At 68.8% G+C, this 25,740-nt stretch carries 17 protein-coding genes; 12 read left to right on the top strand and 5 right to left on the bottom strand.

The genetic code is table 11. The features are described 5' to 3' along the window. Window positions 1–146: 146 nt before the first annotated feature. Window positions 147–1,160 carry an SDR family oxidoreductase gene (locus ACX40P_RS05170; RefSeq protein WP_459125262.1) on the top strand — a complete coding sequence of 338 codons (1,014 nt, stop codon included), beginning with the start codon at window positions 147–149 and terminating at the stop codon, window positions 1,158–1,160. Window positions 1,161–1,162: 2 nt separating this feature from the next. On the opposite strand, the gene ACX40P_RS05165 is transcribed toward ACX40P_RS05170, so the two are convergent. Further along, window positions 1,163–3,304 (bottom strand): sugar nucleotide-binding protein, encoded by a 2,142-nt coding sequence (locus ACX40P_RS05165; RefSeq protein WP_459125261.1) that lies wholly within the window; start codon window positions 3,302–3,304, stop codon window positions 1,163–1,165. Between the two features lie 31 nt (window positions 3,305–3,335). After that, window positions 3,336–5,606, bottom strand: a complete 2,271-nt coding sequence (gene glf / locus ACX40P_RS05160; protein WP_459125260.1) for a UDP-galactopyranose mutase — start codon at window positions 5,604–5,606, stop codon at window positions 3,336–3,338. A gap of 375 nt (window positions 5,607–5,981) precedes the next feature. Here glf and ACX40P_RS05155 point away from each other — a divergent pair, with 375 nt between their 5' ends. Further along, a complete protein-coding gene (locus ACX40P_RS05155; RefSeq protein WP_459125259.1) occupies window positions 5,982–8,954 on the top strand; it encodes a VIT domain-containing protein in 2,973 nt (990 codons plus the stop codon). Window positions 8,955–8,974: 20 nt separating this feature from the next. Here ACX40P_RS05155 and ACX40P_RS05150 read toward each other — a convergent pair whose 3' ends face one another. Next, window positions 8,975–9,694, bottom strand: a complete 720-nt coding sequence (locus ACX40P_RS05150; protein WP_459125258.1) for an arylesterase — start codon at window positions 9,692–9,694, stop codon at window positions 8,975–8,977. Between the two features lie 24 nt (window positions 9,695–9,718). Here ACX40P_RS05150 and ACX40P_RS05145 point away from each other — a divergent pair, with 24 nt between their 5' ends. The 5 genes from ACX40P_RS05145 to yghU all read left to right on the top strand — a co-directional run bounded on the left by ACX40P_RS05145 (window position 9,719) and on the right by yghU (window position 16,944). Next, the gene (locus ACX40P_RS05145) at window positions 9,719–10,393 is read left to right on the top strand and encodes an ABC transporter ATP-binding protein (protein ID WP_459125257.1); all 675 of its coding nucleotides are present in this window, start codon (window positions 9,719–9,721) and stop codon (window positions 10,391–10,393) included. After that, window positions 10,390–12,885: an ABC transporter permease gene (locus ACX40P_RS05140; protein WP_459125256.1), complete on the top strand. Its 2,496-nt coding sequence runs from the start codon at window positions 10,390–10,392 to the stop codon at window positions 12,883–12,885. The genes ACX40P_RS05145 and ACX40P_RS05140 overlap by 4 nt, the downstream gene beginning before the upstream one ends. 86 nt (window positions 12,886–12,971) lie before the next feature. Further along, window positions 12,972–14,270: an Hsp70 family protein gene (locus tag ACX40P_RS05135; protein WP_459125255.1), complete on the top strand. Its 1,299-nt coding sequence runs from the start codon at window positions 12,972–12,974 to the stop codon at window positions 14,268–14,270. A gap of 80 nt (window positions 14,271–14,350) precedes the next feature. After that, entirely contained in the window at window positions 14,351–16,021 is a 1,671-nt protein-coding gene (locus ACX40P_RS05130) for an MFS transporter (protein ID WP_459125254.1), read from the top strand. A gap of 50 nt (window positions 16,022–16,071) precedes the next feature. Then, complete coding sequence (gene yghU / locus ACX40P_RS05125; RefSeq protein WP_459125253.1) at window positions 16,072–16,944, top strand: glutathione-dependent disulfide-bond oxidoreductase; 873 nt, start codon at window positions 16,072–16,074, stop codon at window positions 16,942–16,944. 11 nt (window positions 16,945–16,955) lie between these two features. Here yghU and ACX40P_RS05120 read toward each other — a convergent pair whose 3' ends face one another. Continuing rightward, complete coding sequence (locus ACX40P_RS05120) at window positions 16,956–17,756, bottom strand: SirB1 family protein (protein ID WP_459125252.1); 801 nt, start codon at window positions 17,754–17,756, stop codon at window positions 16,956–16,958. Between the two features lie 96 nt (window positions 17,757–17,852). Here ACX40P_RS05120 and ACX40P_RS05115 point away from each other — a divergent pair, with 96 nt between their 5' ends. The 5 genes from ACX40P_RS05115 to ACX40P_RS05095 all read left to right on the top strand — a co-directional run bounded on the left by ACX40P_RS05115 (window position 17,853) and on the right by ACX40P_RS05095 (window position 22,570). Further along, window positions 17,853–18,215, top strand: a complete 363-nt coding sequence (locus ACX40P_RS05115; RefSeq protein WP_459125251.1) for a thiol-disulfide oxidoreductase DCC family protein — start codon at window positions 17,853–17,855, stop codon at window positions 18,213–18,215. Beyond that, complete coding sequence (locus ACX40P_RS05110) at window positions 18,212–18,706, top strand: DUF427 domain-containing protein (protein ID WP_459125250.1); 495 nt, start codon at window positions 18,212–18,214, stop codon at window positions 18,704–18,706. The genes ACX40P_RS05115 and ACX40P_RS05110 overlap by 4 nt, the downstream gene beginning before the upstream one ends. A 210-nt stretch (window positions 18,707–18,916) precedes the next feature. Further along, the gene (locus tag ACX40P_RS05105; protein ID WP_459125249.1) at window positions 18,917–20,128 is read left to right on the top strand and encodes a glycoside hydrolase family 28 protein; all 1,212 of its coding nucleotides are present in this window, start codon (window positions 18,917–18,919) and stop codon (window positions 20,126–20,128) included. A gap of 524 nt (window positions 20,129–20,652) precedes the next feature. After that, window positions 20,653–20,865 (top strand): hypothetical protein, encoded by a 213-nt coding sequence (locus tag ACX40P_RS05100; RefSeq protein ID WP_459125248.1) that lies wholly within the window; start codon window positions 20,653–20,655, stop codon window positions 20,863–20,865. 262 nt (window positions 20,866–21,127) lie between these two features. Next, window positions 21,128–22,570: a diguanylate cyclase domain-containing protein gene (locus tag ACX40P_RS05095; protein WP_459125247.1), complete on the top strand. Its 1,443-nt coding sequence runs from the start codon at window positions 21,128–21,130 to the stop codon at window positions 22,568–22,570. Between the two features lie 28 nt (window positions 22,571–22,598). Here ACX40P_RS05095 and ACX40P_RS05090 read toward each other — a convergent pair whose 3' ends face one another. Continuing rightward, on the bottom strand, window positions 22,599–25,097 hold the full coding sequence (locus tag ACX40P_RS05090; RefSeq protein ID WP_459125246.1) for a PAS domain S-box protein: 2,499 nt from the start codon (window positions 25,095–25,097) through the stop codon (window positions 22,599–22,601). Window positions 25,098–25,740 lie beyond the last annotated feature (643 nt).

The following is a 25,740-nucleotide window of genomic DNA, read 5'->3' as shown; positions in this document are numbered from 1 at the left end:
TAGCGATTTAGACCATAAGAACATCCGTGTTATTTGATCTTAGAATTTTCTATCGCTTCGATATGATATCCTGAACCGGATCGATCGAGCTCGTACGCCGTTGACGGTGGGCGCCTTATATTGCGGGGCGACGGACGAGGAACGTCATGGCGATCAAGCTCAAACCGCTGCACGAACAGGTGATCGTCGTGACCGGAGCGACCAGCGGCAATGGGCTGGCGATCGTAGAGCGCGCGGTCCGTCACGGCGCGGCGGTGGTCGCGGTGGCGCGCAACACCGAGGCGTTGCAGGCGCTGTCGGCGCGACTGTCCGCCGAGGGCGGGCGGATCGCGATCTGCGTCGCGGATGTCAGCGACATGGCGGCGGTCGAGCGAGTTGTGGAAGTCGCGGTAGCGTCCTTCGGCGGTTTCGACAGCTGGGTGAACAATGCCGGCATCGGAACTTACGGCACGGTCGAACAGGTGCCGGTCGCCGATCACCGGCGGGTGTTCGACGTGAATTACTTCGGGGTGCTGCACGGATCGCTGGTGGCCGCGCGCCACCTTCGCGCACGCGGCGGCGGCGCAATCGTCAACGTCGGCTCGATCCTGGGCGATCGCGCCATCGTGCAGCAGGGTCCGTACAGCGCGACCAAGCACGCGGTGCAGGCGCTGACCGAGGCGTTGCGCATGGAGCTCGACGGCGCGGACGCGGGCATTTCCGTTACGTTGGTCAAGCCGGGCGCGATCGACACGCCGTTTCCCGAACACGCCCGCAATTTCATGGACCAGCCGCCGCGCCTGCCCCCGCCGCTCTACGCACCCGATGTCGTCGCCGATGCGGTGCTGTTCGCCTGCGCGACGCCGCGACGGACGCTCTATGCCGGCGGGGGCGGCCTGCTGTCGTCGATGCTCGCGCAGCTGGCACCGTCGCTGGCCGATCGCATTATGGAGATCGTCGGCACGCGCGCGCAGCAGAAGCCCGATGATCCGGGCGACCCGGCGCGGCGCGACAATCTGTACGAGCCGCGCGTCGATGCCCTGCGCGGCAGCCAGCAGGTGCATGCGCGAGGATCCAGCATCGCGTTGCAGGTGCAGAAGCGACCCTGGCGCTGGACGGCGCTCGGACTGGTGGGGGTCGGTGGTCTGGCGATGCTGGCGGGCGCGCGGCGCCGCCGCTGACGTCAGGAACGCGTACGCACGACTTCCGCAAAGCGTGCGATGTTCTCGTCGAGCGACGGCAGGCTGCTGCCCCGCACGGTCGCGAGCGGGACGAAGCGCGGGCGTGGTGCGCGCCAGCCGAGCGTGGCGCCGGGCATGCCATGAACCCGGTCTGGATCGTGGCCGCAGGCGCGCGCGATGCGACGGGCGAAGTCGGCCCATGTCGTGGGCTCACCATCGCTCAGGTGCCAGATGCCCTCCGCACCGTCGATCAGAAGGTCGAGCGCGGTATCGACCAATGAGGGCACGAACGTCGGTGTGACGACATGATCGTTTGCGGCCGTGAAGGCGTGGCCGGCGGCCAGCGTGTCGGCGACGGCAGCGGCGAAGTTGTAACGGTCGAAGGGCGAGAAGAACGCCGCCGTCCGCACCACCAGCGATCCGGGCAGGTGGGCACAGCCCCGCTCCATCGCCGCCTTGCTGCGGCCGTAGGCGCCGAGCGGCTGCGGGCGATCGATCTCGACCAGCGCGCGATCGCCGTCGCCGGCGAACACGAGGTCGCTGGACACATTGAGACAGGGGATGCCCCGCGCCGCACACGCCGCCGTCAGCGCGATCGCGCCGTCGGCGTTGACACGCTGGCAGGCGACCTCGTCGGCCTCAGCGTCATCGACCCGCACCCAGCCCGCAGCATTCACGACGCCCCAGGCGCCGACCGTGTCGAGCACCGCACCGATCGCGACGGGTGCTTCGAGATCGAGGACGGCGCGGTCGGCGAGGATGTGACGGATACCGCGCGCGACGCAGGCGCGAGCGAAGGCCCGGCCAAGCGTGCCGGTGGCTCCCAGGATCAGCAGCGGCGGCGATACGGCGGGACGACGGACGGCATTGCCGACGACGGTGTCGGGACCGCTCAACCGGCCGGGCCGATGCCACCAGCCGCGTTCCATCGCGACCGGATGACGCGGGGCGTCGTTCGGCAGGCCGCGCCAAAGCGACGCCAGCGCGGTGGGGCGCGGCATGCCGCTCGCCACGTCGAACACGCCGGATTCATAGCGGCCGTCGCCGGTCAGCAGCGTGTCCCAGCCCTGGCTACCGAGCAACGACCACGCGGTGACCGCGCGGATATCGACGCCCTCCCCCGCCAGATCGACGGCGGTGTCCCATGCCTCGGCCGCCCAGCGCAGCTGTTCCTCGCGCGTGCAGCCGTTGTGGACCTCGGTCAGCGCGAGCGGGGTGGCGTAGCGCTCCCACGTATCGCGCAGCGCGTCGCCCAGACCGGGCGTCGGCGGATCGAGCACGCGCACCGCCTCGGTATCGGCGTAGGCGATGCGGCCGTTGCCGCCGTGCAGATGCGCCGGATAGCGGTCCAGCCGGTGGTCGAGGAAGCGGTCGCTGGTCAGATAATGGTTCACGCCGACGATGTCGGGCGGACACGGATCGTCGGCGATGCGCAGCAGGCGCTCGCCGAACCCCAGACGGTCGATCGCGTCGAACAGCGGGTGTTGCCGGTCCAGCCGCCCGAACATCAGATCCCACCCCGCCCAGCGGCGCAGATTGTCGTGCTCGGCCTGCTGGGCGAGCGGCGCGGTCGCATGGGTGCGGCCGAGATCGTCGGTCTGGATCAGCCGTGCCGCCGGATTGACCCGCCGCACCGCCGCCATCGCGGCGCGCGTCGCATCGACCTGATTGAGCAGCGCCAGCCAGAACGACCGCTCGTCGGCCGCGTGCGGATACCAGTGGCCGTAGAGCGCCGAGAAACGCGCGGTGGTCAGCGGTTCGTTGACCGGCGTCCAGTCCTCGATCCAGTCGAAGCGTTCCGCCACCTGCCCAGCGTAAAGCCCGAGGCCGGTCGCGAAATCGTCGGCGAGCAGGTTCGTATGCGCCGGCCCGCTGCCGTGGTGGACCAGTCCGGCGATGGGCCGGATGCCGAGCGTGCGCAACCGCCCCAGCCGCTCGTACACCCAGTCCCATCGCGGCTCGCCGCCGGCGTCGGGACAGGTCCGTTCCCACAGCAACGGATAGCGTAGCGCACTCAGCCCCAGGTCGGCGAAGCGGTCCAGATCGGCGAGGCGATGCTGGTGGCCACTCAGCCGCGTCTGGTCGCGGTAGCGGTCACCGATCCGGTTGACGGTGCATTCGACACCGCCCCACAGTTCGATCACCCGCGGGGCCCGCGTACCGACCGGGACCGCCTTACGCCGCCACCGTGGCCGGGGCCGCATCATGCTCGCGCGCCTTCAGCTTGCGATAGGTGGCGAGCGCCTGACCGACGACCTGGTCCATATTATAGTAGCGATAGGTCGCCAGCCGCCCGACGAAAATCACGTCGGGTTCCGCGAGCGCCAGCGCCTCGTAGCGCTTGAACAGCGCCTGATTCTCGGGCCGGGGAATGGGGTAATAGGGATCGCCCTCGGCCGCCGGATATTCGAAGGTGACGCTGGTGACGGGCGAGACCTGACCCGTCAGATGCTTGTATTCGGTGACGCGGGTGTGCGGCACGGCCTCTTCGGGATAGTTGACGACGGCCACCGCCTGATGCTGCTCGGTCTGCAGCGTGCGATGCTCGAACCGCAGCGAGCGGTACGGCAGGCGGCCGTGGCAATGGTCGAAATATTCGTCGATCGGCCCGGTGAAGACCAGTTGCCCGTAATCGACGCTGTCCCGCACGTCCGCGAAGTCTGTACCGAGCCGGACAGTGATGTTGGGATGATCGAGCATCGCCGCGAACATCGCGGTGTAGCCGGCCTTCGGCATCGCCTGGTGCGTATCGGAGAAATAGCGGTCGTCGTCGTTGGTGCGGGTCGGCACGCGCGCGGTCACCGCCTTGTCGAGTTCGGACGGATCGAGCCCCCATTGCTTGCGCGTGTAGCCGCGGAAGAACAGGCGATAGAGCTCGTCTCCCACCGCCGATACGACGACATCCTCCGACGTGCGCACCTCCGCCACCGGTTCGGCACGCGCCGCTAGAAAGGCGGCGGCATCGGCGTCCGTCTCCAGCCCGGCATCGAACAGCGCGTTCAGCGTGGTGCGGTTGATCGGGATCGGCACCTGCTGCCCGCGCACGTCCGCCAGCACGCGATGCTCGTACGGCCGCCATTCGGTGAAGCGCGACAGATAATCGAACACCTCGGTCGAATTGGTGTGGAAGATGTGCGGGCCATATTGATGGATCATGATGCCGGCGGCATCCTGAACATCGAAGGCGTTGCCGGCGATATGCGGACGCCGGTCGATGACCAGCACGCGCTTGTCGCCATCGGCCGCCAGCCGCTCCGCCATCACCGCGCCGGCGAAGCCTGCGCCGACGATCAGATAGTCGTATGAATCCGGCTCGGCCGCCTTCGAAACCCCGGCAATCGCCGCGAGCATCGCCGCCGCGGTGTCGTCCCACGAGGTGGTGGACAGCAGCGCGTCGGCGGAATCGCGCCAACCGTGGTCGGTCCCCCGCGCCAGCGCCAACGCCGCGTCGCAGGCGGCGACGAACGCCGGCCCCGCATCGGCGATGCGCACGCCGTCCAGCGTGCCGTAATGGCGGACGACATCGACGACCGGGGTCGAGACGACCGGCCGGCCCGCCGCCAGATATTCGGGCGTCTTGGTCGGGCTAATGAAGCGCGTCGCCTCGTTGATCGCGAACGGCATCAGCGCGACGTCCCAACCGGCGATCGTCGCGGGCAGTTCGTCATAGCTGCGCATGCCCGGATAGAGCAGGTTTGCGCATTGCGGCAGGTCGGACGGTTCGATCTTCACGACGGGGCCGACCATCTCGATGATCCAGCCGGGCCGCGCCTCAGCCAGGTGTCGCAGCAGGTCCAGGTCCATGCGTTCGTCGATCACGCCGTAGAAGCCCAGCCGCGGCGTTCGGTCTTCGCGCGGTGCATGGGCGCGGGCGCGCGCGAAATGCTCGACATCGACGCTAGAGGGGAATGGCCGCACGTCGCGGTGGCGCGCGCGCTTCGCCTCGTACAGGCTGTAGCCGCCGGTGAAGACGACGTCGGCCGCCGCCAGCAGATCGGTTTCGAGCGCGAGCAGTTCGGGCGGCGCGAAGCGGAAGGCCGACAGCTCGTCCATGCAGTCATAGACGGTGCACGCCGCGGCGACGTCGCGCGAGAAGGCGAGCATCATCGGGGTGTAGTACCAGCGTATCTTCACCGGCGGCTCGTCAGCCAGAAATGCCTGCAACAATCCGGCGAGCGCGAACTCCATCGCGGCGCCCTCGATTCCGTGGGGCAGGCGCGGCGTCGCGATGCGTACCCCGCCGCGTTCATGGCGCACTGCGAGTGCCGGTGCGATTCCATCGGCGAATTCGGGTTCTTCCCAGACAACGACCGGCAGGTGCCGCGCGAATCGCGTCATCAAATGCTGCGGCCGCTGGAACACGAAATCCCAGCGCAGATGCGAGAAGCAGAGCAGAATGCCGGACGCGGTGGAATCATTGGCGGCAAGCGGGGCCACGAGGTGCATCGACTACTCCTGCGAACCCCCCGGCTCGCCCGAGCGCTAACCGGTCCGATCGACATGCGCGTTGATATGGATCGTAGTCCGAGGAATTATTTTGCTTACGTTCAGGTCGGGGCGACATGAGGTGAGTGTTTCGCAAACATCGGATACTCGAACGAGTGCAAGAGATTTCGATGTTTCGGGCAAGCGACATTTCCATGGCACTTCATGATAAGGCCATGAACTTGCAGCATTTGACGGACGACACGCCTAGCCAATGCCAGCACTGACGGAACCTGCACCAGCCTCTATGCCGAGATACCACGTGCGTCGCGTTGACAGCGCCGTCGGGCGCGTACAGCTTGTCGACGTCGTGGCCGACGGAGGGGGAAGTAGCGGATGTGGCGTTTCTGGCTGCTGGTGGTCGCTATCGTCACGCTGTCCCCTGCGGCGCGGGCGCAGAACAATCCGACGCTGAGCGAGGCGGAGCGCGGCATCCGGCGCGACGATGCACCGACCGCGCACCTGCGCATCGACGCGCTCGACGTGCGCGCGCATCTGGTCGGCCGCACCGCCGATGTGACGGTGGAGATGCTGATCGGGTCGGATGACGCGACCGCCTACGAAGCGAACCTCGCGCTCACGCTGCCGGCCGATGCTGTCGTCACCGGCTATGCGCTTGATGTCGATGGCAAGATGATCCCCGGCCAGCTGCTCGAGGCGCCCAAGGCCCGCAACGTCTATGAGGACGAAGTTCGCGCCGGCATCGATCCGGGTCTGGCGGAGGTCGCCGGCAACAGGTTCACGACGCGTATCTTTCCGATCGACGCCACCCATCCCCGCCGTTTCCGCGTTACCTTCGTAGCGGCGTTCGATCCGACACTCGGCTTCGCGCTGCCGCTCGCACGCGATGGCGCGATCGGGCGAGTGACGGTGGCGGTCACCGCCGACGGCTATGCCGCCGCCCCCGCCGTCCGGTTTGGCGGTCAGCCGCCGCTGGGCCTCACCCGCAACGGCGACGGCTGGCGCGGAGAGGTGGCGCTCGGGAAGGCCGTGTTGCGCGAGGGGCTGACCGTCACCGGCGGCACGCCGAGCGGGCCGATGATCGTTGCGCGGCATCCGAACGGTCAGGCCTTCTTCGTGATCGACGACGCGGCCGGGCGCCAGCCGACGACGCCGTCGCGCGGCGGTCGCCTGCGCATCTATTGGGACCGTTCGCTCTCGCACCGCGCCGACCGTACCGATCTGGAGGCCGAGGTGCTGGCCCGCCTCGCCGAGCGCACCGTGCCCGATGCGATCGACCTCGTGACCTTCGCGAGCGACCGGCCGCAGGTCGCGACGCTCGGCAACGCCGCCGCGCTCAGGGCGGCGCTCGGTCGCGTCACCTATCGCGGCGGGACGTCGCTCGCTGGGCTCGATACTCTGCGACTGGCGGCGGCGACGCAGTGCGTGCTGGTGTCCGACGGGAATCTCACCATCGACCGCGGGGTGGCGTTCGCGCCCGATTGCTCGCTGACCGCGCTGACCGCCGCGCCGGGAGCGGACGGCGCGCGGCTCGGGCGTTTGACGCAGCGGAGCGGCGGCAGCGTCGTAAGGCTGAGCGTCGGCGGCGAGGCCGATGCGCTGGCGGCGCTCTCCGCCCGCCGGAGGGCACCGATAGCGGTGATCGACGCGGCAGGACGGCGGATCGATACGCGCGCACTGCCGGCCGGGCCGGGACGGTGGCTGCTGGTCGGCCCGATGCCGGCAACGGGCGGCGTCACCGTGCGCCTGAGCGGTGGTGGCGAGCGGCGCTATGCCCCCGCCGGCTCGCCCGTGGCCGCCGAAGCGCCCGCCGCGCTGTGGGCGGCCAGCCGCGTGGCGGCGCTGGCCGACGATCCGGCGCAACATGCGGAGATGGCGCAGACCGCGCGACGCTATCAGGTCGCCGGGCCCGGCATGTCGTTCCTGGTGCTGGAGCGCCCCGACCAGTATCTGCGCGCCGACCTGACTCCGCCGGACGGGTTCGGGGCCGAGTGGCTCAAGACCTATCGCGACGCCAAGCGCGACTGGGACAAGGAGCGCCGCGACGCGCGCCAGGAGCGGCTGGCCTTCGTGGTCAAACAGTGGCGCGAGCGCCGCGCGTGGTGGGACAGGAGCTTCACGCCGCGGACCCGAGCGAAGGTGCGGCGCGCGTCCGGCGAACAGGCATATGGGCCGCCCGAACCGGCTCCCCCGCCACCCCCGCCGCCAGCGCCACTGTCGGCGCCTCCCCCGCCTTCCCCGGGTCGAAACGAGGCGCGACGCGTCGTGCCACCGGCGATCGTGTCGAGCGCGCCATTGGCCGTCGAGAATGATGCCAACGACGTGGTCGTCACTGGCACGATCCGGCGCGACCTGGCGCCGACGCAGGAAACGCCCCCGGCGGCGATCAAGATCGACATGGCAGACCTGATCGCCAGGCGACCGTACATCACCGCCCTCGACGGCGCCGCGCCGGCGCGGCGTCTGGCGGTACTGACCGAGCAGGAACGCGCCTATGGGTCGGTGCCGACCTTCTACCTCGACACCGCGGAATGGTTTCGGCGCAAGGGCGATGCGGCGACCGCGGCGCTCCTGCTCCTGTCGGCGCTGGAGCTGCCGACCAGCGACGACGAGACGCGTCAGATCGTCGCCTTTCGGCTCGAGCGCGATGGCGTCTTCGACCGCGCGGTCGAGCTAGCCGAGCATCTCGCCGCCGCCAATGCGGAATTCCGGCCTCAGCCCGGCCGCGATCTCGCGCTGGCGCTGGCGGCGCGCGGGCGAGCGGCGGGGTCTGCGGGTCGCGCCGACCTCGAGCGCGCGTTCCAGCTGCTGGTCGACACGGCGCTCAACCCCGCGTCGAGCGAGTTCGACGGGATCGAGGTGATCGCGCTGATGGAGGCCAACGCCCTCATCCCGCAGATCGCGGCGGCGGACGGGCGGTGGACGCTCGACAAGCGCCTCGTCGGGCTGACCGACACCGATGCGCGCATCGTCATCGAATGGACCGCGGACGACGCCGACATCGACCTGTGGGTCGATGAGCCCAATGGCGAGCGCGTGATGTATTCAAACAAGCTGAGCAGCGCGGGCGGGCAGATCTCGAACGACATGACCGATGGTTATGGACCGGAGGAATACGCCATCCGCCGCGCGCCCGCCGGCGCATATCGCGTCCGCATCAACGGCTATGACGCGGACCGCATCAACCCCAACGGCCCCGGCCACGTCCTCATCCGACTGCAACGCAATTTCGGGCGTAAAAGCGCGGCGCAGGAGCTGATCGATGTCGACCTGTCGTTCCAGACCGCACGGAACCGCAACGACGAAGACCGGACCCGGCCGGTCGCGACCTTGCAGGTGCAACGCTGAGTTGAGGCCGGCGGCGCGGCTCAGTTCGCGGGCAGCGCCGCCAGCCGCTTCGCCACCAGCGGCGCGACGCGGTCCGCCACGCGATCGACGCCGCGGGCATTGGGATGGACGGCGTCCGGGAGCATCAGCTGGCGGTTGCCGAGGACGCCTTGCAGGATGAAGGGATCGAGTACCGCTTCGTGTTCCTTTGCAAGGTCGGGCCAGATCGCGTTGAAGCGGCCGGCGAAATCTGGGCCGAGATTGGGCGGTGCCATCATGCCCGTCAGGAGCACGGGGATGCGCCGCTTCGCCAGTTCGTCGAGCATTGCCACCATGTTCGCCCGGGTTTCCGCCGGATCGACCTGACGCAATACGTCGTTGCCGCCCAGCCCGAGCATGACGAGGTCGGGCGACGTCGTCATCCGGTCGAGCGTATAGGCCAGCCGCCGACGACCGCCCGCGGTGGTGTCGCCCGAGACGCCGGCGTTCACCACCGTCGCATCGATCCCCTGAGCCCGCAGCCGCGACTGGATCACGTCGGGCAGGCTCTCCCCACGCTTCAGGCCGTAGCCCGCATAGAGGCTGTCGCCGAAGGCGAGCACGGTGCGCTTCGGCCCGGCGACCGGCACGCTCGCGGTGGGCGTCGGCGCCGGCGTCGAAACATTCGCGGGCGGCTGGGCGTCGTCGCGTGGGGCGTCGCAGGCGGACAACAGTGCAGCTTGGAGAAGCGTGGCTCCGACCACATATGGCGTCTTCGTCATCTCTGTCCTGGAATCCCCGAAACCATGAAGCCACGCGATATGGTCATCCGCGCCGCGGATGTAAGGCTGACGCTGGGCGGTGCCGCGCCGGTCGAGATCCTGAAGGGCATCGATCTGGAGGTCGCGGACGGCGAGAGCCTGGCGCTGCTGGGCGCATCGGGATCGGGCAAGTCGTCGCTGATGGCAGTGCTGTCGGGACTCGAGCGCGCGACATCGGGCCGGGTCGAGGTGGCGGGCACCGATTTCGGTACCTTGGACGAGGATGGCCTCGCGATCGCGCGGCGCGGCCGGATCGGCATCGTGCTGCAGGCCTTTCACCTCCTGCCGACGATGACCGCGCGGGAGAATGTCGCGGTGCCGATGGAGCTGGCCGGCGAAGCCGACGCCTTCGCGCGGGCAGAGGCGGAACTGACCGCGGTGGGACTGGCGCATCGGCTGGATCATTATCCCGCGCAACTGTCGGGCGGCGAGCAGCAGCGCGTCGCCATCGCCCGTGCGCTTGGGCCTCGCCCGCGGATCGTGTTCGCCGACGAACCCACCGGCAACCTGGACGCCGCCACCGGTGAACGGGTGATGGACCTGCTGTTCGATCGCCGCGCCGCCACCGGTGCGACGTTGGTCGTCATCACGCACGACCCTGCCCTCGCCCGGCGCTGCGACCGCGTGATCGAACTGGCCGACGGCCGGATCGTCGCGTGAACGGCTGGTCGCTGGCGTGGCGGCTCGCGCGGCGCGAGCTGTCGGCGCGGTTTCGGGGCTTGCGCCTGCTGCTGCTCTGCCTGTTCCTCGGCGTCGGTGCGCTGGCGGCGATCGGTAGCCTGAGCGCGGCGATCGGCGGCGAACTGGCGGCGCGGGGACAGGTGCTGCTCGGCGGTGATGTCGAGCTGTCGGTGTCGCAGCGGCTGGCCGATCCGCCCGAGCTGGCGGCAATGCGTGCGGTCGGGCGCGTGTCCGAAACCGTGAGGATGCAGTCGATGGCGGTCACCGCCAGCGGTGCGACCGCGCCGGTGCAGCTGAAGGCGGTCGACGCCGCCTATCCGCTTTACGGCCGGCTGACGCTGGCCGATGGCCGCGTGGTGCGGGCGCCGGCGGCGGACGCCGTCTGGATCGGCCGCGCTCTGGCCGAGCGGTTGGCGGTGCGCGCGGGCGACATGCTGCGCTTCGGCACCGCACGCTTTCGCGTCGGCGGGGTCATCGCCGACGAACCCGACCGACTGGGCGAAGGATTCACCCTCGGGCCGGTCGCGATCGTCTCGCGCGCCGGGCTCGATCGCACCGGCCTGATCCAGCCGGGCAGCCTGTACGAAACCAAATACCGCATAGCCGCCGCCGGCGACCCAGCACCGATCATCGAACGGTTCGAACGCCGCTTCCCGACCGCCGGGTGGGAAACCCGCACCCGCGATCGCGCGTCGCCGGGCGCCAGTCGCTTCATCGCGCGAATGGGTGAGTTCCTGACGCTCGTCGGCCTTGCCGCGCTGGTGATCGCCGGGATCGGCGTCGGCAACGGGGTCAGCTCCTATCTGGAGGCGCGCCGCGGCAGCATCGCGATGCTCAAGGTGCTCGGCGCGACATCGGACGTCGTCGCGCGCGGCTATCTGCTCCAGCTGCTCGCCGTTGCCGGCGTCGGCATCCTGCTCGGGCTGATCGCCGGCATCGTCGCGGTGCCGCTGGTCGGCATCGCGGTCGGCGCGGTGCTGCCGGTCGCGCCGGGGCTGACGATCGCGCCGGTGCCGCTGGCGCTGGCGGCGGCATACGGCCTGTTGATCGCACTCGCCTTCTGCGCGCCGCCGCTCGTCGCGGCGGGTCGGGTGCCGGCGGCGGCGCTGCTGCGTGGCGCGATCGATGCGCGGGCGAGCAGCGGGTGGCGCGGAGTAGCCTGGGCCGTGGCGGCGGGCATGCCCGTCGTCGCACTGGCGTTGCTGACGAGCGGCCGGCCCGCCTTTGCCGCCGCGTTCCTTGGCGCCACGGCGGCGACGCTGGCGGTACTCGTCGGCATCGGCGCGCTGATCCGCGCGGGCGCCGCCCGCCTGCCCCGCCCCCGCCGCCCGCTCGCGCGGCTCGCGCTCGCCGGGATTCATCGGCCGGGAGCGCGGACGGTGTCGCTGGTCGTCGCGCTCGGGCTCGGGCTCACGCTGTTCGTGCTGCTCGCGAGCATCCGCACCAGCATCGACGGCAATATCCGCCGATCGGTTCCCGATCGCGCGCCCGCCCTGTTCGCGCTCGACGTGCCGCCCGAGCGCGAGAGCGCGTTCCGCGGCACCGTCACCGCCGTGGCGCCGGGCGCCCGGATCGCCACCGTCCCGCTGATGCGCGGCACGATCACCGCCTATGGCACCACCCGCGTCGCCGATCTGGCGACGGTCCCGGAAGGCGCGTGGGCGTTGCGGGGCGAGCGCGGGCTGACCTTCGCCGCCGCCCTGCCGCCGGGTAGTACGCTGACCTCCGGGCGATGGTGGACGGCGGCGGAGGAACGCGGCAGCCTCGTCTCGATCGACGAGCGCTTGGCCGATGCGCTGAATCTCAAGATCGGCGACCCGCTGACGGTGTCGGTGCTCGGGCTGGAGCGCACCGCGCGAATCGCGTCGTTCCGGCGGATCGCGTGGGATACATTGGGCTTCAACTTCGTGATGGTGTTCTCCCCCGGCGCGCTTGGCGACGTGCCGCACAACCTCGCCGCGACGATCGACATGCCCGCCGCGAGGGCACCGGCTGTGACGAAGGCATTGCTGCCACGCTTCCCGTCGACCTCTGTGGTCGAGGTCGGCGGGGTGCTGCAGCAGGTGCAGGACGTCGTCGGCCAGATGGCGACCGCGATCACCGTCGCCGCCAGCATCGCGGTGCTGGCGGGCATCGCGGTCCTGCTCGGCGCGATCGCGGCAGCGCGCGCCGCGCGGACCTATGATGCGGTAATGCTGAAGGTGCTGGGCGCGACCCGCCGTCAGGTGCTGGCGACGCAGGCGATCGAATATGCGTTGCTGGCGGGGATCGTCGGTGCGGTTGCGCTGGCGCTCGGTGTGGGCGGCGGGTGGTTCGTCGTCACGCAGGTGTTCGATTTCGACTGGCTGCCGGATTGGACGGTGGTGCTGGCGACGCTGGGCGGTGGTGCCGTGGTGACGATCGCGATCGGTATCGCCGGGACGCTGCCGGTGCTTCGCGCACGGCCGGCGGCGGCGCTCAGAGCGTTGTAGGCCCGCACCCGGTTGCCCGGTCGGACGGCGGGTGGCATAGGGCCCGCCCCGCCCGGGGAGCCACTATTCGGATCGGAGCGCATCTCGTGACAGGCCAATCCGCGGGCGCGCTCGGGCTCGATTTCGGCACCACTAATACCGTCGTCGCGCGCACCGATGGCGCGGCCGGCTCCACCCTCATCGAGATGGTGGGCGCGGAGGCGACGGGGCCGGTGTTCCGATCCGCGCTCAGCTTTTGGGAGGAGGATCGCGCCCTGAACGGGATCGCCTGCGAAGCCGGCCCGTGGGCGATCGCCGAATATCTCCAGTCGCCGATCGACAGTCGTTTCGTCCAGTCGTTCAAGACCGTGGCCGCATCGCCGTCGTTCGAACGCGCCCTGATCTTCGGCAAACCGTTCCGCTTCGAGGATTTCGGGCGCCTGCTTCTCCAGCGGCTGGTCGGCCATGCGGGCGGTCAGCTGGACGAGCGGCCCGACCGCGTCATGGTCGGACGGCCCGTCGAATATGCGGGCGCCCGCCCCGATCCCGCGCTCGCGCGCCAGCGCTACGATCTGATGCTGCGCGAGTTCGGGGTGGAGGTCCACTATGTCTACGAGCCGTTGGGCGCGGCGTACAGCTATGCCTCCCGCCTGACCGAACCGGCGACGGTGCTGGTCGCTGATTTCGGCGGCGGCACCACCGACTTCTCGATCGTACGCGTGGCCGAGCCAGGCGCCGAACGGCGCTGCGTACCGCTGGCGTCCACCGGCGTCGGCATCGCCGGCGACCGATTCGACCGCCACATCGTCGACCGGCTGGTGCTGCCGATGATCGGCAAGGGCGGGCAATATCGTTCGATGGGGAAGACGCTCGATATCCCCGGCGGCTGGTTTGCGGACTTCGCCGACTGGTCGCGCCTTGCTTTGATGCGCAACCGGCGGACGCTGGACGAGCTCGGGCGGTTGCAGCGGCAGGCGCTGGAGCCCGAGCCGATCGGACGGATGATCGCGCTGATCGAGCACGAGCAGGGCTTTCCGCTCTACGACGCGGTCGGCCGGCTCAAACGTGCGCTGTCGACGCAGGAGTGCGCCGAATTTCGTTTCGAAGGCGGCGGCGTGGAGATCGCGGCGGAGGTTCGTCGCACCGAATTCGAGGAATGGATCGCATACGACCTGCACCGCATCGAGGCGGCGATGGACGGCGCACTCGCGGCGGCGGGAATCGGACCGGACGCGATCGACCGGATTTTCCTGACCGGCGGCTCCTCGCTCATCCCCGCGATCCGCGCGCTGTTCGACCGCCGCTTCGGCAGCGAGCGGATCGCGACGGGCGGGGAACTCACGTCGATCGCGCACGGCCTGGCGCTGATCGGGGGAGAAGCGGATCCTGCCGTCTGGGCAGCGTGAGGCGTCGTCCGCGGATCCGCGCGGCGCGCCCGTACGTTCGGTGCGGGATTGCGGGAGACTGGCGTGTGGAGGGACGGGGCATGAATACCGAGGGCGGCGGGTTCGCCGCGACCTCGCCGCTGCGGCCGTTTCGCTATCCGATCTTTCGGGACGTGTGGATCGCCAACCTGCTGTCGCGGTTCGGCGGGCTCATCCAGTCGGTGGGTGCATCGTGGCTGATGGTGTCGCTGGGCGCGTCGGCGACCCTCGTCAGCCTGGTCCAGACGTCGACCACGCTTCCCATCATGCTGTTCTCGCTGCTGGCGGGGGCGCTGGCCGACACGTTCGACCGGCGCCGGCTGATGCTGGTGGCGCAGGTCTTCATGCTGGTCGTGTCGCTGCTGCTGTCGGTCGCCGCCTGGTTCGGCGCGCTCACGCCGTGGCTCCTGCTCGCCTTCACCTTCCTGATCGGCACCGGCGCGGCGCTGAACGGTCCGGCGTGGCAGGCGTCGGTCGGGGACATGGTGCCGCGCGACGACCTGCCGTCCGCCGTGGCGCTCAACAGCATGGGCTTCAATGTCGCGCGGAGTACCGGGCCGGCGGTGGGCGGCCTGATCGTCGCCGCCTTCGGGGCCGCCGCGGCGTTCGCGGTGAATGCGGTCAGCTATCTGGGGCTGCTGTTCGTGCTCGCCCGCTGGCGGTCGCCCGCGCGGCTGGAGCGGCTGCAGCGCGAGACGCTGGGTCGCGCGATGGGGGCCGGCGTGCGTTATGTCGCCATGTCGCCGGCGATCCTGACCGTGCTCGCGCGCAGCCTGATCTTCGGACTGGGCGCGAGCGCGATCCCCGCGCTGATGCCGCTCGTCGCGCGTGACCTCGTCGCGGGTGGGCCGCTGACCTTCGGCCTGCTGCTTGGCGCCTTCGGTATCGGCGCGGTGATGGGCGCGTATTTCTCCAGCGGCTTGCGCCGGAAGCTGTCGACCGAGCTGTTCGTCCGGATGGCACTGATCGCGCTCGCTGCAGCCTCGGCCGCGACGGCGGTCAGCGGTTCGGTGGTGCTGACGATGCTCGCGCTGGCGATCGGGGGCGCCGGCTGGGTGCTGGCGCTCTCCACCTTCAACGTCACCGTCCAAATGGCGTCGCCACGCTGGGTCGTGGGGCGGACGCTGGCGCTCTACCAGATGTCGGCGTTCGGCGGCATGGCGCTGGGCGGCTGGCTGTGGGGCGGCGTGACCGAGCACGCGGGCGTCGCCACCGCGCTGCTGGCATCGGCGGGCGTTTCGGTGGGCTGCCTGGTGCTGGGGCTGCGCTTTCCGCTTGCGACCGCGCAGAAGCTCGACCTCGAGCCGCTCGGGCGCTGGAAGGAGCCGACGCTGGCGCTGCCGATCGAGGGGCGCAGCGGACCGGTGGTCACTACCATCGAATATCGCGTCGCCGCCGAAAATCTCGCCGAGTTCCTGCATCTGATGGTCGAGCGGCGACGCATCCGGCGGCGCGACGGCGCGCGACACTGGTCGCTGCTGCGCGATCTGACGCAGCCGGATACCTGGATCGAGCGCTACGACACGTCGACCTGGACCGAAACCGTGCGGCACAACGAGCGCGCGACCAAGGGCGACGCGGCGGTCGGCGACCGTCTGCGCGCGCTGACCGCGAGCACCGAGCACCCGCGGGTGCGCCGGATGATCGCGCGCGATCTCGACGCCGTGCTGGACGACGCGAACGACATCGTTGCGCTCGATCCGCCGCTGACCGATCCTGCTCGCCAGGCCTGAGGTGCAAATTCGCATCGCATCGCCTGACGGCCCTCAACGGGAAAACCATGATGAGCAATGACGCCTACACGCCGCCGACAATCTGGACCTGGGACAGGGAGAGCGGCGGCCGTTTCGCCAGCATCAATCGTCCGGTCGCCGGTGCCACCCGCGACACGCCACGCCCCGTCGGCCGACATCCGCTCCAGCTCTATTCGATGGGCACGCCGAACGGCGTCAAGGTCACGATCATGCTCGAGGAGTTGCTGGCCGCCGGTCATGCCGGAGCCGAGTACGACGCCTGGCTGATCCGCATCGGCGAGGGCGACCAGTTCGGCAGCGGATTCGTCGAGGCCAACCCCAATTCCAAGATCCCGGCGCTGGTCGACCACAGCGATGCGGAGCCGGTGCGCGTCTTCGAGTCGGGCGCCATCCTGATGTATCTCGCCGAGAAATTCGGTGCCTTCCTGCCCACGACCGGTCCGGCGCGCGCGGAGTGCCTGTCGTGGCTGTTTTGGCAGATGGGCAGCGCACCGTTTCTCGGCGGCGGCTTCGGGCATTTCTATGCCTATGCGCCCGAGAAGTTCGAATATCCGATCAACCGCTATGCCATGGAAACCAAACGGCAGCTGGACGTGCTCGACCGCAGGCTGGCGGATAGCGAGTTCGTCGCCGGGGCGGACTACACGATCGCCGACATGGCGATCTGGCCCTGGTACGGCCAGCTTGTGCAAGGCGAGCTTTATGGTGCGGGCGAGTTCCTGCAGGTGCAGGACTATCGCAACGTGCAGCGCTGGACGGCGGAACTGGCCGCTCGTCCAGCCGTGCAGCGCGGTCGCATGGTCAATCGCGTGACCGGCGCCCCGTCTAGCCAGCTGCACGAACGCCATGACGCGGGCGATTTCGAGACGCGCACGCAGGACAAGCTTCAGGCGCAGCCATAGCCAAAGGGGGGTCAGCCGCCCGGCAGCGCCTCCAGCGCTTGCGTCACTCGCCGCCGCAAATCGGCGTCGCGCGTAATCTCCAGCATCGCGCCGAGGCTGCGGCGCGCCGCGGCGATATCCTGGTCGACCATTTCGAGCCGGGCACGCTCCCACCACGCATGCGGATATGCCGGGGCCATCACCGTCATGCGCCCGTAGAGTTCGAGCGCGCGGCGCCCCTTCCCCGCATGCTCGGCGCGCGATGCCTGGTTCTGGAGGAGGCGGACCAGCACCGCCCGGTTCGGCATCGCCGCGATATGCGCCACCGCGCGACCGCCGCCCGCATAGGCCTCGACCAGCGCGGCAAGCCGTTCGGCGTCGACGCGCCCGCCGCCGGCGAAGGGATCGACGATCACCGGCACGGCCTCCGCACCGATCACGACGAGGACGTGGCCGGGAACGTCGAGCACGTCGGCCTCCCAACCCAGCCGCCGGGCCATCGCAACCCAGAGGATCGCGAGACTGACCGGCAGGCCGCGACGACGATCGAGCACGCTGATGAGGTCGGCGTTGGCGGGATCATCGTAGGTCTCGGCATCCCCTACGAACCCGAACTCGCCGGCAAGCACGGCGGCCAGAACGTCGGCCCGCTCGGCCGGCGTCTCGGCATCGCCGCCTGCCACCTCGAGCCGCGCCGCCATCGCGTCCAGCAGGCCGTCATAGGGGTCAGGGTCGATGTCTGGATGATCGAGCAACGCCAGCGTGAGCGCCGCCTCGTCGAGGGCGATCTCCTCATCGTCGATGAGGCCGAGTTCGTTCAGGTCGTCATCCATAAAGGACAGATGGGAAGCGCGACCCCGTATTGGAACGGGCGAGCTGTCGTCGGTTTGGCCGATGCGCTTCGGCCACGAGCCTCCCATATGCGGTGCATGACCAACCTCACCGTCTGGCACGATGGCGACTGCCCGCTCTGCCGCGCCGAGATCGCGCTGATACGTCGGCTCGATACACGCGGCGCGATCCGCTTCGTCGATGCGGCCAGATCGGATGCGACCGCCTGCCCGCTCGACCGCCGAGTGCTGCTCGCGCGTTTTCACGCCAGCGAGGACGGTCGATTGCTGTCGGGCGCCGCCGCCTTCGCCGCGATGTGGCGCGCGATCCCGCTGTTGCGACCCATCGGGTTGCTGGCGCGATCACCGATGGTGCTGCGTATACTGGAGGCCGCCTATCTCGGCTTCCTGCGGATCCGCCCCGTACTGCAGCGGATGGCCCGCCGGGGCGTGCCGACATGAGGCCGCGCCCCGATCCCGCCGGTCCCGGTCGGGAAAGCGTATGGGACTTCCCCCGCCCCGCCATCGCGCAGCCGACCGACGCGCGCATCCGGATCGAGCATCGCGGGCGGATCATCGCCGATACGCGCGCGGCCATTCGTACGCTGGAGACGAGCCACCCGCCGAGCTACTACATCCCGCGCAGCGACATCGCGCCCGACACGCTGCGCCGTGCCGAGGGCAGTTCGTTCTGCGAATGGAAGGGCGCGGCGACCTATTGGGACGTGGTGGTCGGCGATGTCGTCTTCCCTCGTGTCGGCTGGAGCTATGCCAACCCGACCCCCGCCTTCGAGGCCTTGCGCGATCACGTCGCTTTCTATGCGGCACCGTTCGATCGCTGCAGCGTCGATGGCGAATCCGTGGTGCCGCAACCGGGCGAATTCTACGGCGGCTGGATCACGTCAGGCGTGGCGGGGCCGTTCAAGGGCATCCCGGGCAGCCGCGGCTGGTGAGCCGATAGGGTGGAGCAACGTGACAGGCGACTGCGAACGATGCGATGACGGCTCCTCCACCACCGGCGTGAAGCCACGCGGCGCAGGAACCGAACGATGACATCAAGCCCCCTCGCCTCACTTCGATCCCGCCGCGCCTGTTGCGCGATCCTGTTGTCAAGCGTGGCGTGGCCGGCAACTGCCCGCGCGCTCCGGTCGGAAACTACGCGCGTGCGGATCGTGGATTTCGGCGCCGTCGCCGACGGGGTGACCGTCAACACCCGCGCGATCCAGGCCGCGATCGACCACTTGAGCGAGCGGCGCGGCGGAACGGTGGTGATCCCCCGCGGCGTTTTCGTCAGCGGCGCGCTGTTTCTCAAACCCGGCGTCCATCTGCATCTGGACGATGGCGCGGTGCTACGCTGCACCACCGACATGCGGCACTTCCCACCCCGCCGCACGCGGATCGAGGGACATTTCGAGGACAGCTTCACGCCCGCGCTGCTGAACGCCGACCGCTGCGACGGGCTGCGGATCACCGGGCGCGGCACGCTCGACGGGGCCGGGCGCCCGGTCTGGGACCGCTTCTGGGCGCTGCGCAATGCCGCCCCCGTTCCCAACGAGTTTCCGAACCTCGGCCTGCCGCGCGCGCGGCTGGCGCTGATCGAGAATTCGAGGGGAGTGACGCTCGAGGATGTGACGTTCAGGGATTCGCAGTTCTGGAACCTGCATCTCTATCGCTGCGATGGCATCACGGTGCGGCGCGCGCGCTTCGAAGTCCCCGACGATTACAAGCAGGCGCCGAGCACCGACGGAATCGACCTCGACAGCTGCCGCAACGTGCTGATCGACGGCTGCTATTTCTCGGTCACCGACGATTGCATCGCCGCCAAGGGGACGAAGGGCCCGCGCGCGCTGGAGGATCGCACCAGCCCGCCGGTCGAGCATATCCGCATCCGCAACTGCCATTTCCGCCGCGGGCATCAGGCCTTCGCCTGCGGCAGCGAGGCGACGATCGTGCGCGACGTGGTGATCGAAAACTGCCGCGTCACCGGCGCGATCAACCTCCTGCGCCTCAAGCTGCGACCCGACACGCCGCAACGCTATGAGGACATCCACCTGCGCGACATCACGCTGGATCATGACGGCGGTCGGATCGTGCTGATCGAGCCATGGACTCAGTACAACAACCCGTCGGGCGAGACGCTGCCCCGCTCGATCGTCCGCGGCGTGACATTCACGCGTCTGCGCGGGCGGTTCGGGGCGTTCGGTTCGATCCGCCCGAACCCGGGCCAGACGACAATCGCCGACATTCGTTTTGCCGATTTCGACCTGACACTCGACGACGCGCGGCTGGCATCGACAGGTGTGACGGGACTGCGCTTCGACGATGTCAGGGTGAACGGCCGGCAGCAGACTGGACCCGTAAGCACCCCTCCTTAATCAAAGGCCGTCCGGCGATACTGATCCGACCGGGGACGGCGGGGCTCGTTTCCAAGTCGCAAAGGAAAATCGCGATTAGCGCTTGCAGATACGTCCTGCGTCGCATTGCGCGCACGTCACCGCATCTCTCCTCAAGCCTGTGGGTCTTGGAGGCAGTGTAGGCAATCGGCAGCAGCAAACCGGACCCTGGGCCGCTTCGCGACCACCCACCGCGCGAACCGCGTCGATCCGGCCGGTCTACGTCTTGTGCACGACCGGCCGCTCCTTCCGTAGAAACACGCATGGACAGTCGGACGTTCGATTGCATAACGGTCGGGTGCGTCCGGCAGAGCAATCTCGCTCGGTCCCTAGCACCGCCAGGAACAGCGCGGTGCTGCCGAATCAAACGCTGTGGCGCACCGTGTCGGGCACGCCTCCCCTGCCCGCAACATTGTCGATACCGAGATGGCCATCACGTACGGAGTGATCGATCCCACGACCGCCCCCGCGCCGATGAGCGCGGTCTGGATTGCGTAGCCGGCGGTGTGCTGATCCTTGTCGAGCATGTCGCCGACGAAGGCGCGGAACGGCTCCATCGCGATATTGAGCGACGTATCGAGCAATCACAGCAATACAGCCGCCGCGAGAAGCCCGGGCGCGTTGCGCAAGCCGACCAGCGCCACCGCCAGCACCGCACCGCACCGGTTAAGAAATGCACCAAGGGCCGCCCGGACCGGCCCTTGGTGCGGTCACTTTAATGACCGATGACCGGCGGGGTCAGCAACCCGCTCAGCGGCGCGACGATCCAGGGGATCGCCAAACACGCGGCACCGCCGTTGACGATGATGGCGCAGCTTAGGGCGGACAAACCACGTCGCGACGCTGCCGCCGCGCCTAATCGTCGAGCGCCGGGTCGACCAGTTGCGTGAAGCCACGTTGCAGTATCCGCGGCAGGACCCACGTTGTTCCACGATAGCGGTGAAAACACGCCCTTAACCCCGTTCGTGGCAAGCACGACACATGAGGCAGCGCGACAATCTCCCCGTTCAGGGATCCACTCCGATCGACGAGTTGCTGGCGCAGGTGCTGGGCACCGCCAGTGATCCCGAGTTCGATGCGCTGACCGGAGCGCTAGCGCGACTTACCGGCTGCGGCATGGCCTTTCTGTCGCTGACGCACAAAGATCAGCTGTGGTTCAAATCGTCCAGCAACGGGCCGCTGGCCGCGATGGCGATCGAGCGGTCCTTCTGCTCGGCCACGTTGCGGCGCGGCGCTCTCACCATCATCGCGGACGCTGCCAGCGATCCGGCCTATGCCGACCATCCGCTCGTGAGGGCCGAGCCGTTTATTCGTTTCTACGCCGGCGTGCCGCTGCGGATCCGCGGTCAGATTGTCGGCACGGTCTGCGTCGTCGATCAGGAGTCCCGCGACGATGGCGAGGCGCTGGTTCCGGACCTGCGCGGACTGGGTGGTGTCGTCGAAACACTGATCGAAGCGCGGCTGGCGGCAGCGGAGGCCGGCGACGATGCCGCGAGGCTAATGGCAGCATTGGCTGCCCGGAACCGGCTGCACAGCCAGCTTCAGCAAGCCGAGCGCATGGCAGAAATCGGATCGTGGCGCCTGACCGTCGCCGATGGCGCGCTGGAGTATTCGGAACATGTCTACGCGATCCACGACCTCGAACCAGGCCAGCCCCGCGCGCTGGAGGATGCGCTGCGCTTCTATCCCGAACCCGACCGCCAGGTGATCGCGGCGGCGGTGAAGCGCGCGATCGATGAGGGCCGTCCTTACGACTTGGAACTCGACTTCGTCACCGCCACCGGGCGCAAGCGACGCGTGCGCGCCATGGCCGAGCCGGAGTGCGTCGCCGGCAACGTCGTCGCGCTGGTCGGCGTCTTCCAGGACGTGACCGACCGACACCGGCAGCAACAGGCGCTGGAGCATCAGGCGAATACCGACCCGCTTACCGAGCTTGGCGGCCGCCGCGGGTTCACCGCCGCCCTGGATGCCATTCTACAGCCCGGCGCGACGTCCGGCGAAGTCGCGCTGGTGCTCGTCGATCTGGATCATTTCAAACTCGCCAACGATCGCTATGGCCATCCCGCCGGCGATCAGGTGCTGCAGCGCGTCGCCGCCGCGTTGAACGCGCCGTGGCTCGCCGACAGCTACGCGGCACGGCTCGGGGGCGACGAATTCGCCCTCGTCGTCACCGACCCCGCTTTACTGTCCGACCTCGACGCGCTCGCCGGTCGCCTGTTGCGTGAGCTGGTCGTGCCGGTCGGGACGGGAGCTGAAGCGATACAAGTCACGGCGACGCTCGGCCTGTGCCACGGTTTGGTCCGGGACGCGTCCCGCCGGGCCTTGCTGGAGTGCGCGGATGCCGCCCTGTACCATGCGAAGCGCGAACGGCGCGGCACCGCGGCGATACGTCGGATCGGCGCCGCGGCCGTACGGCGCGCCTGAACGCGCACCCACCGTCTCAGCGCCGCAATCAACTCGCCGCAGCACCCGGCATCACGTCGGATATCGCGGCCGCCAGATGACCGCGTCGGAACGGCTTGGTCAGTCGTTTGAACTCGGCGTCGGCCCCCTCGATCTCGGCATAGCCGGACACGATCAGGACCGGCAGATCGGGCAGCACGCGCCTGATCTCCCGCGCCAGCTGCGGGCCGCTCATGCCGGGCATCAGGTGATCGGTCACCAGCAGGTCGGGAACGAAGCCGTCATCGACAAGGTCCATCGCCGCCTTGGGGCTGACCGCTTCGACGACATCGTACCCCTCGTCGATCAGCATCTCCGCGATACTGGCACGGACCAGAGCCTCGTCGTCGACGAGCAGTACAACGCCTATCGCGCTTGCGACGGGCGATGCTTCGAGCCGCGGCTCGGCCTCCTCCACCGCATCGACGGTGATCGGCAGCCATAGTTTCACGGTGGTCCCACCACCGACCGAGCTTTCGATCGTCAGTCCGCCGCCCAACTGCGCGGTCAGTCCATGTACCATCGACAGGCCAAGGCCGGTGCCGCGGCCCAGACCCTTTGTCGAAAAGAACGGCTCGGTCGCGCGGGCGACGGTATCGGCGTCCATGCCCACGCCGGTGTCGATGACGCAGACGGTGACGTAATGCCCTCTCCCGACGCCCGACACCTGCGTGCTGTGCACGCTTTCCCGTCGCGCCGCCAAGGTCAGTTCGCCGCCATCAGGCATCGCGTCCCGCGCGTTGACCGCCAGGTTCAACAGCGCCATCTCGAGCTGGTTCGCGTCCGCCAACGCCAGCGGCAGGACGGGCGCTAGGTCGACGCGGATATCGATCAGGGGGCCGAGCGTAAAGCCCAGCAAATCCGCCATACCGGCGATCAGCAAGGAGACATCGACCGGCGTCGGCTGAAGCGGCTGACGTCGCGCGAAGGCCAGCAATCGCTGAACGAGCGTCTTCGCCCGTTCCGCCGATTGCAGCGCCCCATCGATCAGGCGGCGTTCCCGATCGTCCCCGATGCCCTTGCTGACCAGCATATCGAGCGATCCGATGATCGGCGTGAGCAGATTATTGAAATCATGCGCCACGCCCCCGGTCAGCTGGCCCATCGCCTCCATCTTCTGCGCCTGGCGCAGCTTTAGCTGGGCGGCTTCCAGCGCCTCCTGCCGCGCCTTCTCGGCGGTGATGTCGCGACCGGTTGCGTAAGTCAGATCGCCGGCAGGCGCCGCGGTCCATGAGATCCAGCGTACCGACCCGTCCTTGTGACGGTATCGATTCTCGACCTTGGGCTGTCCGCCGGCCGCCGCAAGTTCATAGGCGACCGTCGTGCTGCCGTGATCGCCGGGCAGGACGAATTCGTTGACGTGATGGCCGACCAGTTCGTCGGCGCTATACCCCAGCAGGGTCGACCACGCCGGGTTCACACGGCGCAGATAGCCGTCGAAATCGATGATGAGCATGAGGTCGGGCGAGGTGTCCCACATCCGGTCCCGCTCCGCTGTCCGCTTGGCGACCTGCTCCTCCAGCGTCGCGTTCAGGCACCGCACTGCGCGTTCGGCGTGCTTGCGGGCGCTGACGTCCTTGAAGATGATCGCGACCTGACGGTTAGCCGCCGGCTCGACCCGAAACGCCGCGACCTCGAGGTGCCGGCCGGTGGCTTGCAGGTCGCGCTCGAATCGAACCGGCGCGCCGGTTAGATGCACCGTGCGAAAGATACTGCTCCACTCATCCGCCTCCCCCGCCAGGACTTCACGCAGTCGCTTGCCGACGATGTCGGGGATGCCGGCATTCGATAGATAGGCCGGGTTCGCCTGAAGATGGACGTAGTCGCTCAGGTCGCCATGCGGTCCGTCGATCAACTCGATGACGCAGAAGCCCTCGTCGATCGTGTTGAACAGCGTCCGATATCGCTCCTCGCTTTTGCGTAATTCCAGCTCGGCCCGCACGCGTTCGACGGCGGACCAGGCCTGGACGCCGATCTCGCGGACGAATTCCTCTTCATCGTCAGTCCAAACTCTCGGTTCAGCCTGGGAGACGTGAAGGCCACTCACCCAGACATCATCGTGATGCACCGGTACCGACAGCACCGCCGCCATGCCGTTCACCGCATAGGCATCGGCACCCTCCGCGACGCGCGTATCGTCGAGGCGCAGCGCCTCGCCGGCGCGTAGCTGGTCTATCGTGCCCTGGCCAAACGCCGCCATCGCGTGGCGGCCCCGCATGTCGACCGAGCCGGCGCTGCACCACTCCTCCGCAATGATGAAATGGTCGTCGTCTCTTTCGTAATACCCGGCCCGATCGACGCCGAGATGCTCGCCCAACCGGGCGGCGACGAGCGCCATGATCTCCGACGGAGTGGTCGATCGGCGAAGGGCTTCGCTGATCTCGACACGCAGATGATGCCGCTTTTGTGCCGGTCGGCCATGATCGGCGGAAGCCGCCTCTGCCGGCACATGATAGGCGCCCACGACCGCACCGCTCTCGTCGCGGATGGGGATGACGGTGCCTGCCAAAGGCGCTTCGGTGACCGCGCCACCGCCACCGCAAGACGACGGGGCTGACGGCATCGCAACCACCTCCCCTTCGAAAACCCGATCCACGATGTCGGAGGGCAACGACAGGGCTGCGCATGCCGCCGCCAGACGTTGCGCGAACGCGTCGTTGTACAGCCGGACCCGATCATTCCCCCACAGGATCGCAGCCGCGCCCGGCCCAGCGAGCATGAGGTCCGTGGCCGTTCGAAGGGCGGGCGGCCACGTTTCGAAAGACCCAAGCGGCGTCGCCGACCAGTCGTACGCACGGATCGCCTCGGCCATTTTGCCAATACCAGACGGCTGCCAATGCGCGTGCGGACGTCCTGTGACCATCACGCACGGAAAGACGAGAAACATCGCCACCGCAACTGCTTGCTGAGCGGTCTACGACTTTCGTCTTATGGTCTTACGCACGAACTTAGGGTGTCGTGCGGGACTGGCGTTCGGCGACCGCGACGCCACACACCTGCTGACGCCCAGGTCGAGGTCGAGGTCGAGGTCGAGGTCGAGGTCGAGGTCGAGGTCGATGCCGATCGAATTTGACTCACTGCGGCTCGCTGGGAGGCGTGAGGCGCGCTACTACGCCAGGGCTGTCCACAGCGCGATGCGTGTAAGACCTGCG

This window comes from Sphingomonas sp. RS2018, from assembly GCF_054489605.1.
The sequence above is the reverse complement of the archived record's forward strand: the minus strand, read 5'-3'. Positions and strand labels throughout refer to the sequence as shown.

Excerpts from the sequence above, each read along its gene's own strand:
- ACX40P_RS05145 (WP_459125257.1), top strand. The coding sequence starts at position 9,719 with ATGAAGCCACGCGATATGGTCATCCGCGCCGCGGATGTAAGGCTGACG.
- ACX40P_RS05110 (WP_459125250.1), top strand. The coding sequence starts at position 18,212 with ATGAGGCCGCGCCCCGATCCCGCCGGTCCCGGTCGGGAAAGCGTATGG.
- yghU (WP_459125253.1), top strand. The coding sequence starts at position 16,072 with ATGAGCAATGACGCCTACACGCCGCCGACAATCTGGACCTGGGACAGG.
- ACX40P_RS05120 (WP_459125252.1), bottom strand. The coding sequence starts at position 17,756 with ATGGATGACGACCTGAACGAACTCGGCCTCATCGACGATGAGGAGATC.
- ACX40P_RS05115 (WP_459125251.1), top strand. The coding sequence starts at position 17,853 with ATGACCAACCTCACCGTCTGGCACGATGGCGACTGCCCGCTCTGCCGC.
- ACX40P_RS05130 (WP_459125254.1), top strand. The coding sequence starts at position 14,351 with ATGAATACCGAGGGCGGCGGGTTCGCCGCGACCTCGCCGCTGCGGCCG.
- ACX40P_RS05170 (WP_459125262.1), top strand. The coding sequence starts at position 147 with ATGGCGATCAAGCTCAAACCGCTGCACGAACAGGTGATCGTCGTGACC.
- ACX40P_RS05095 (WP_459125247.1), top strand. The coding sequence starts at position 21,128 with ATGAGGCAGCGCGACAATCTCCCCGTTCAGGGATCCACTCCGATCGAC.
- glf (WP_459125260.1), bottom strand. The coding sequence starts at position 5,606 with ATGCACCTCGTGGCCCCGCTTGCCGCCAATGATTCCACCGCGTCCGGC.
- ACX40P_RS05150 (WP_459125258.1), bottom strand. The coding sequence starts at position 9,694 with ATGACGAAGACGCCATATGTGGTCGGAGCCACGCTTCTCCAAGCTGCA.
- ACX40P_RS05155 (WP_459125259.1), top strand. The coding sequence starts at position 5,982 with ATGTGGCGTTTCTGGCTGCTGGTGGTCGCTATCGTCACGCTGTCCCCT.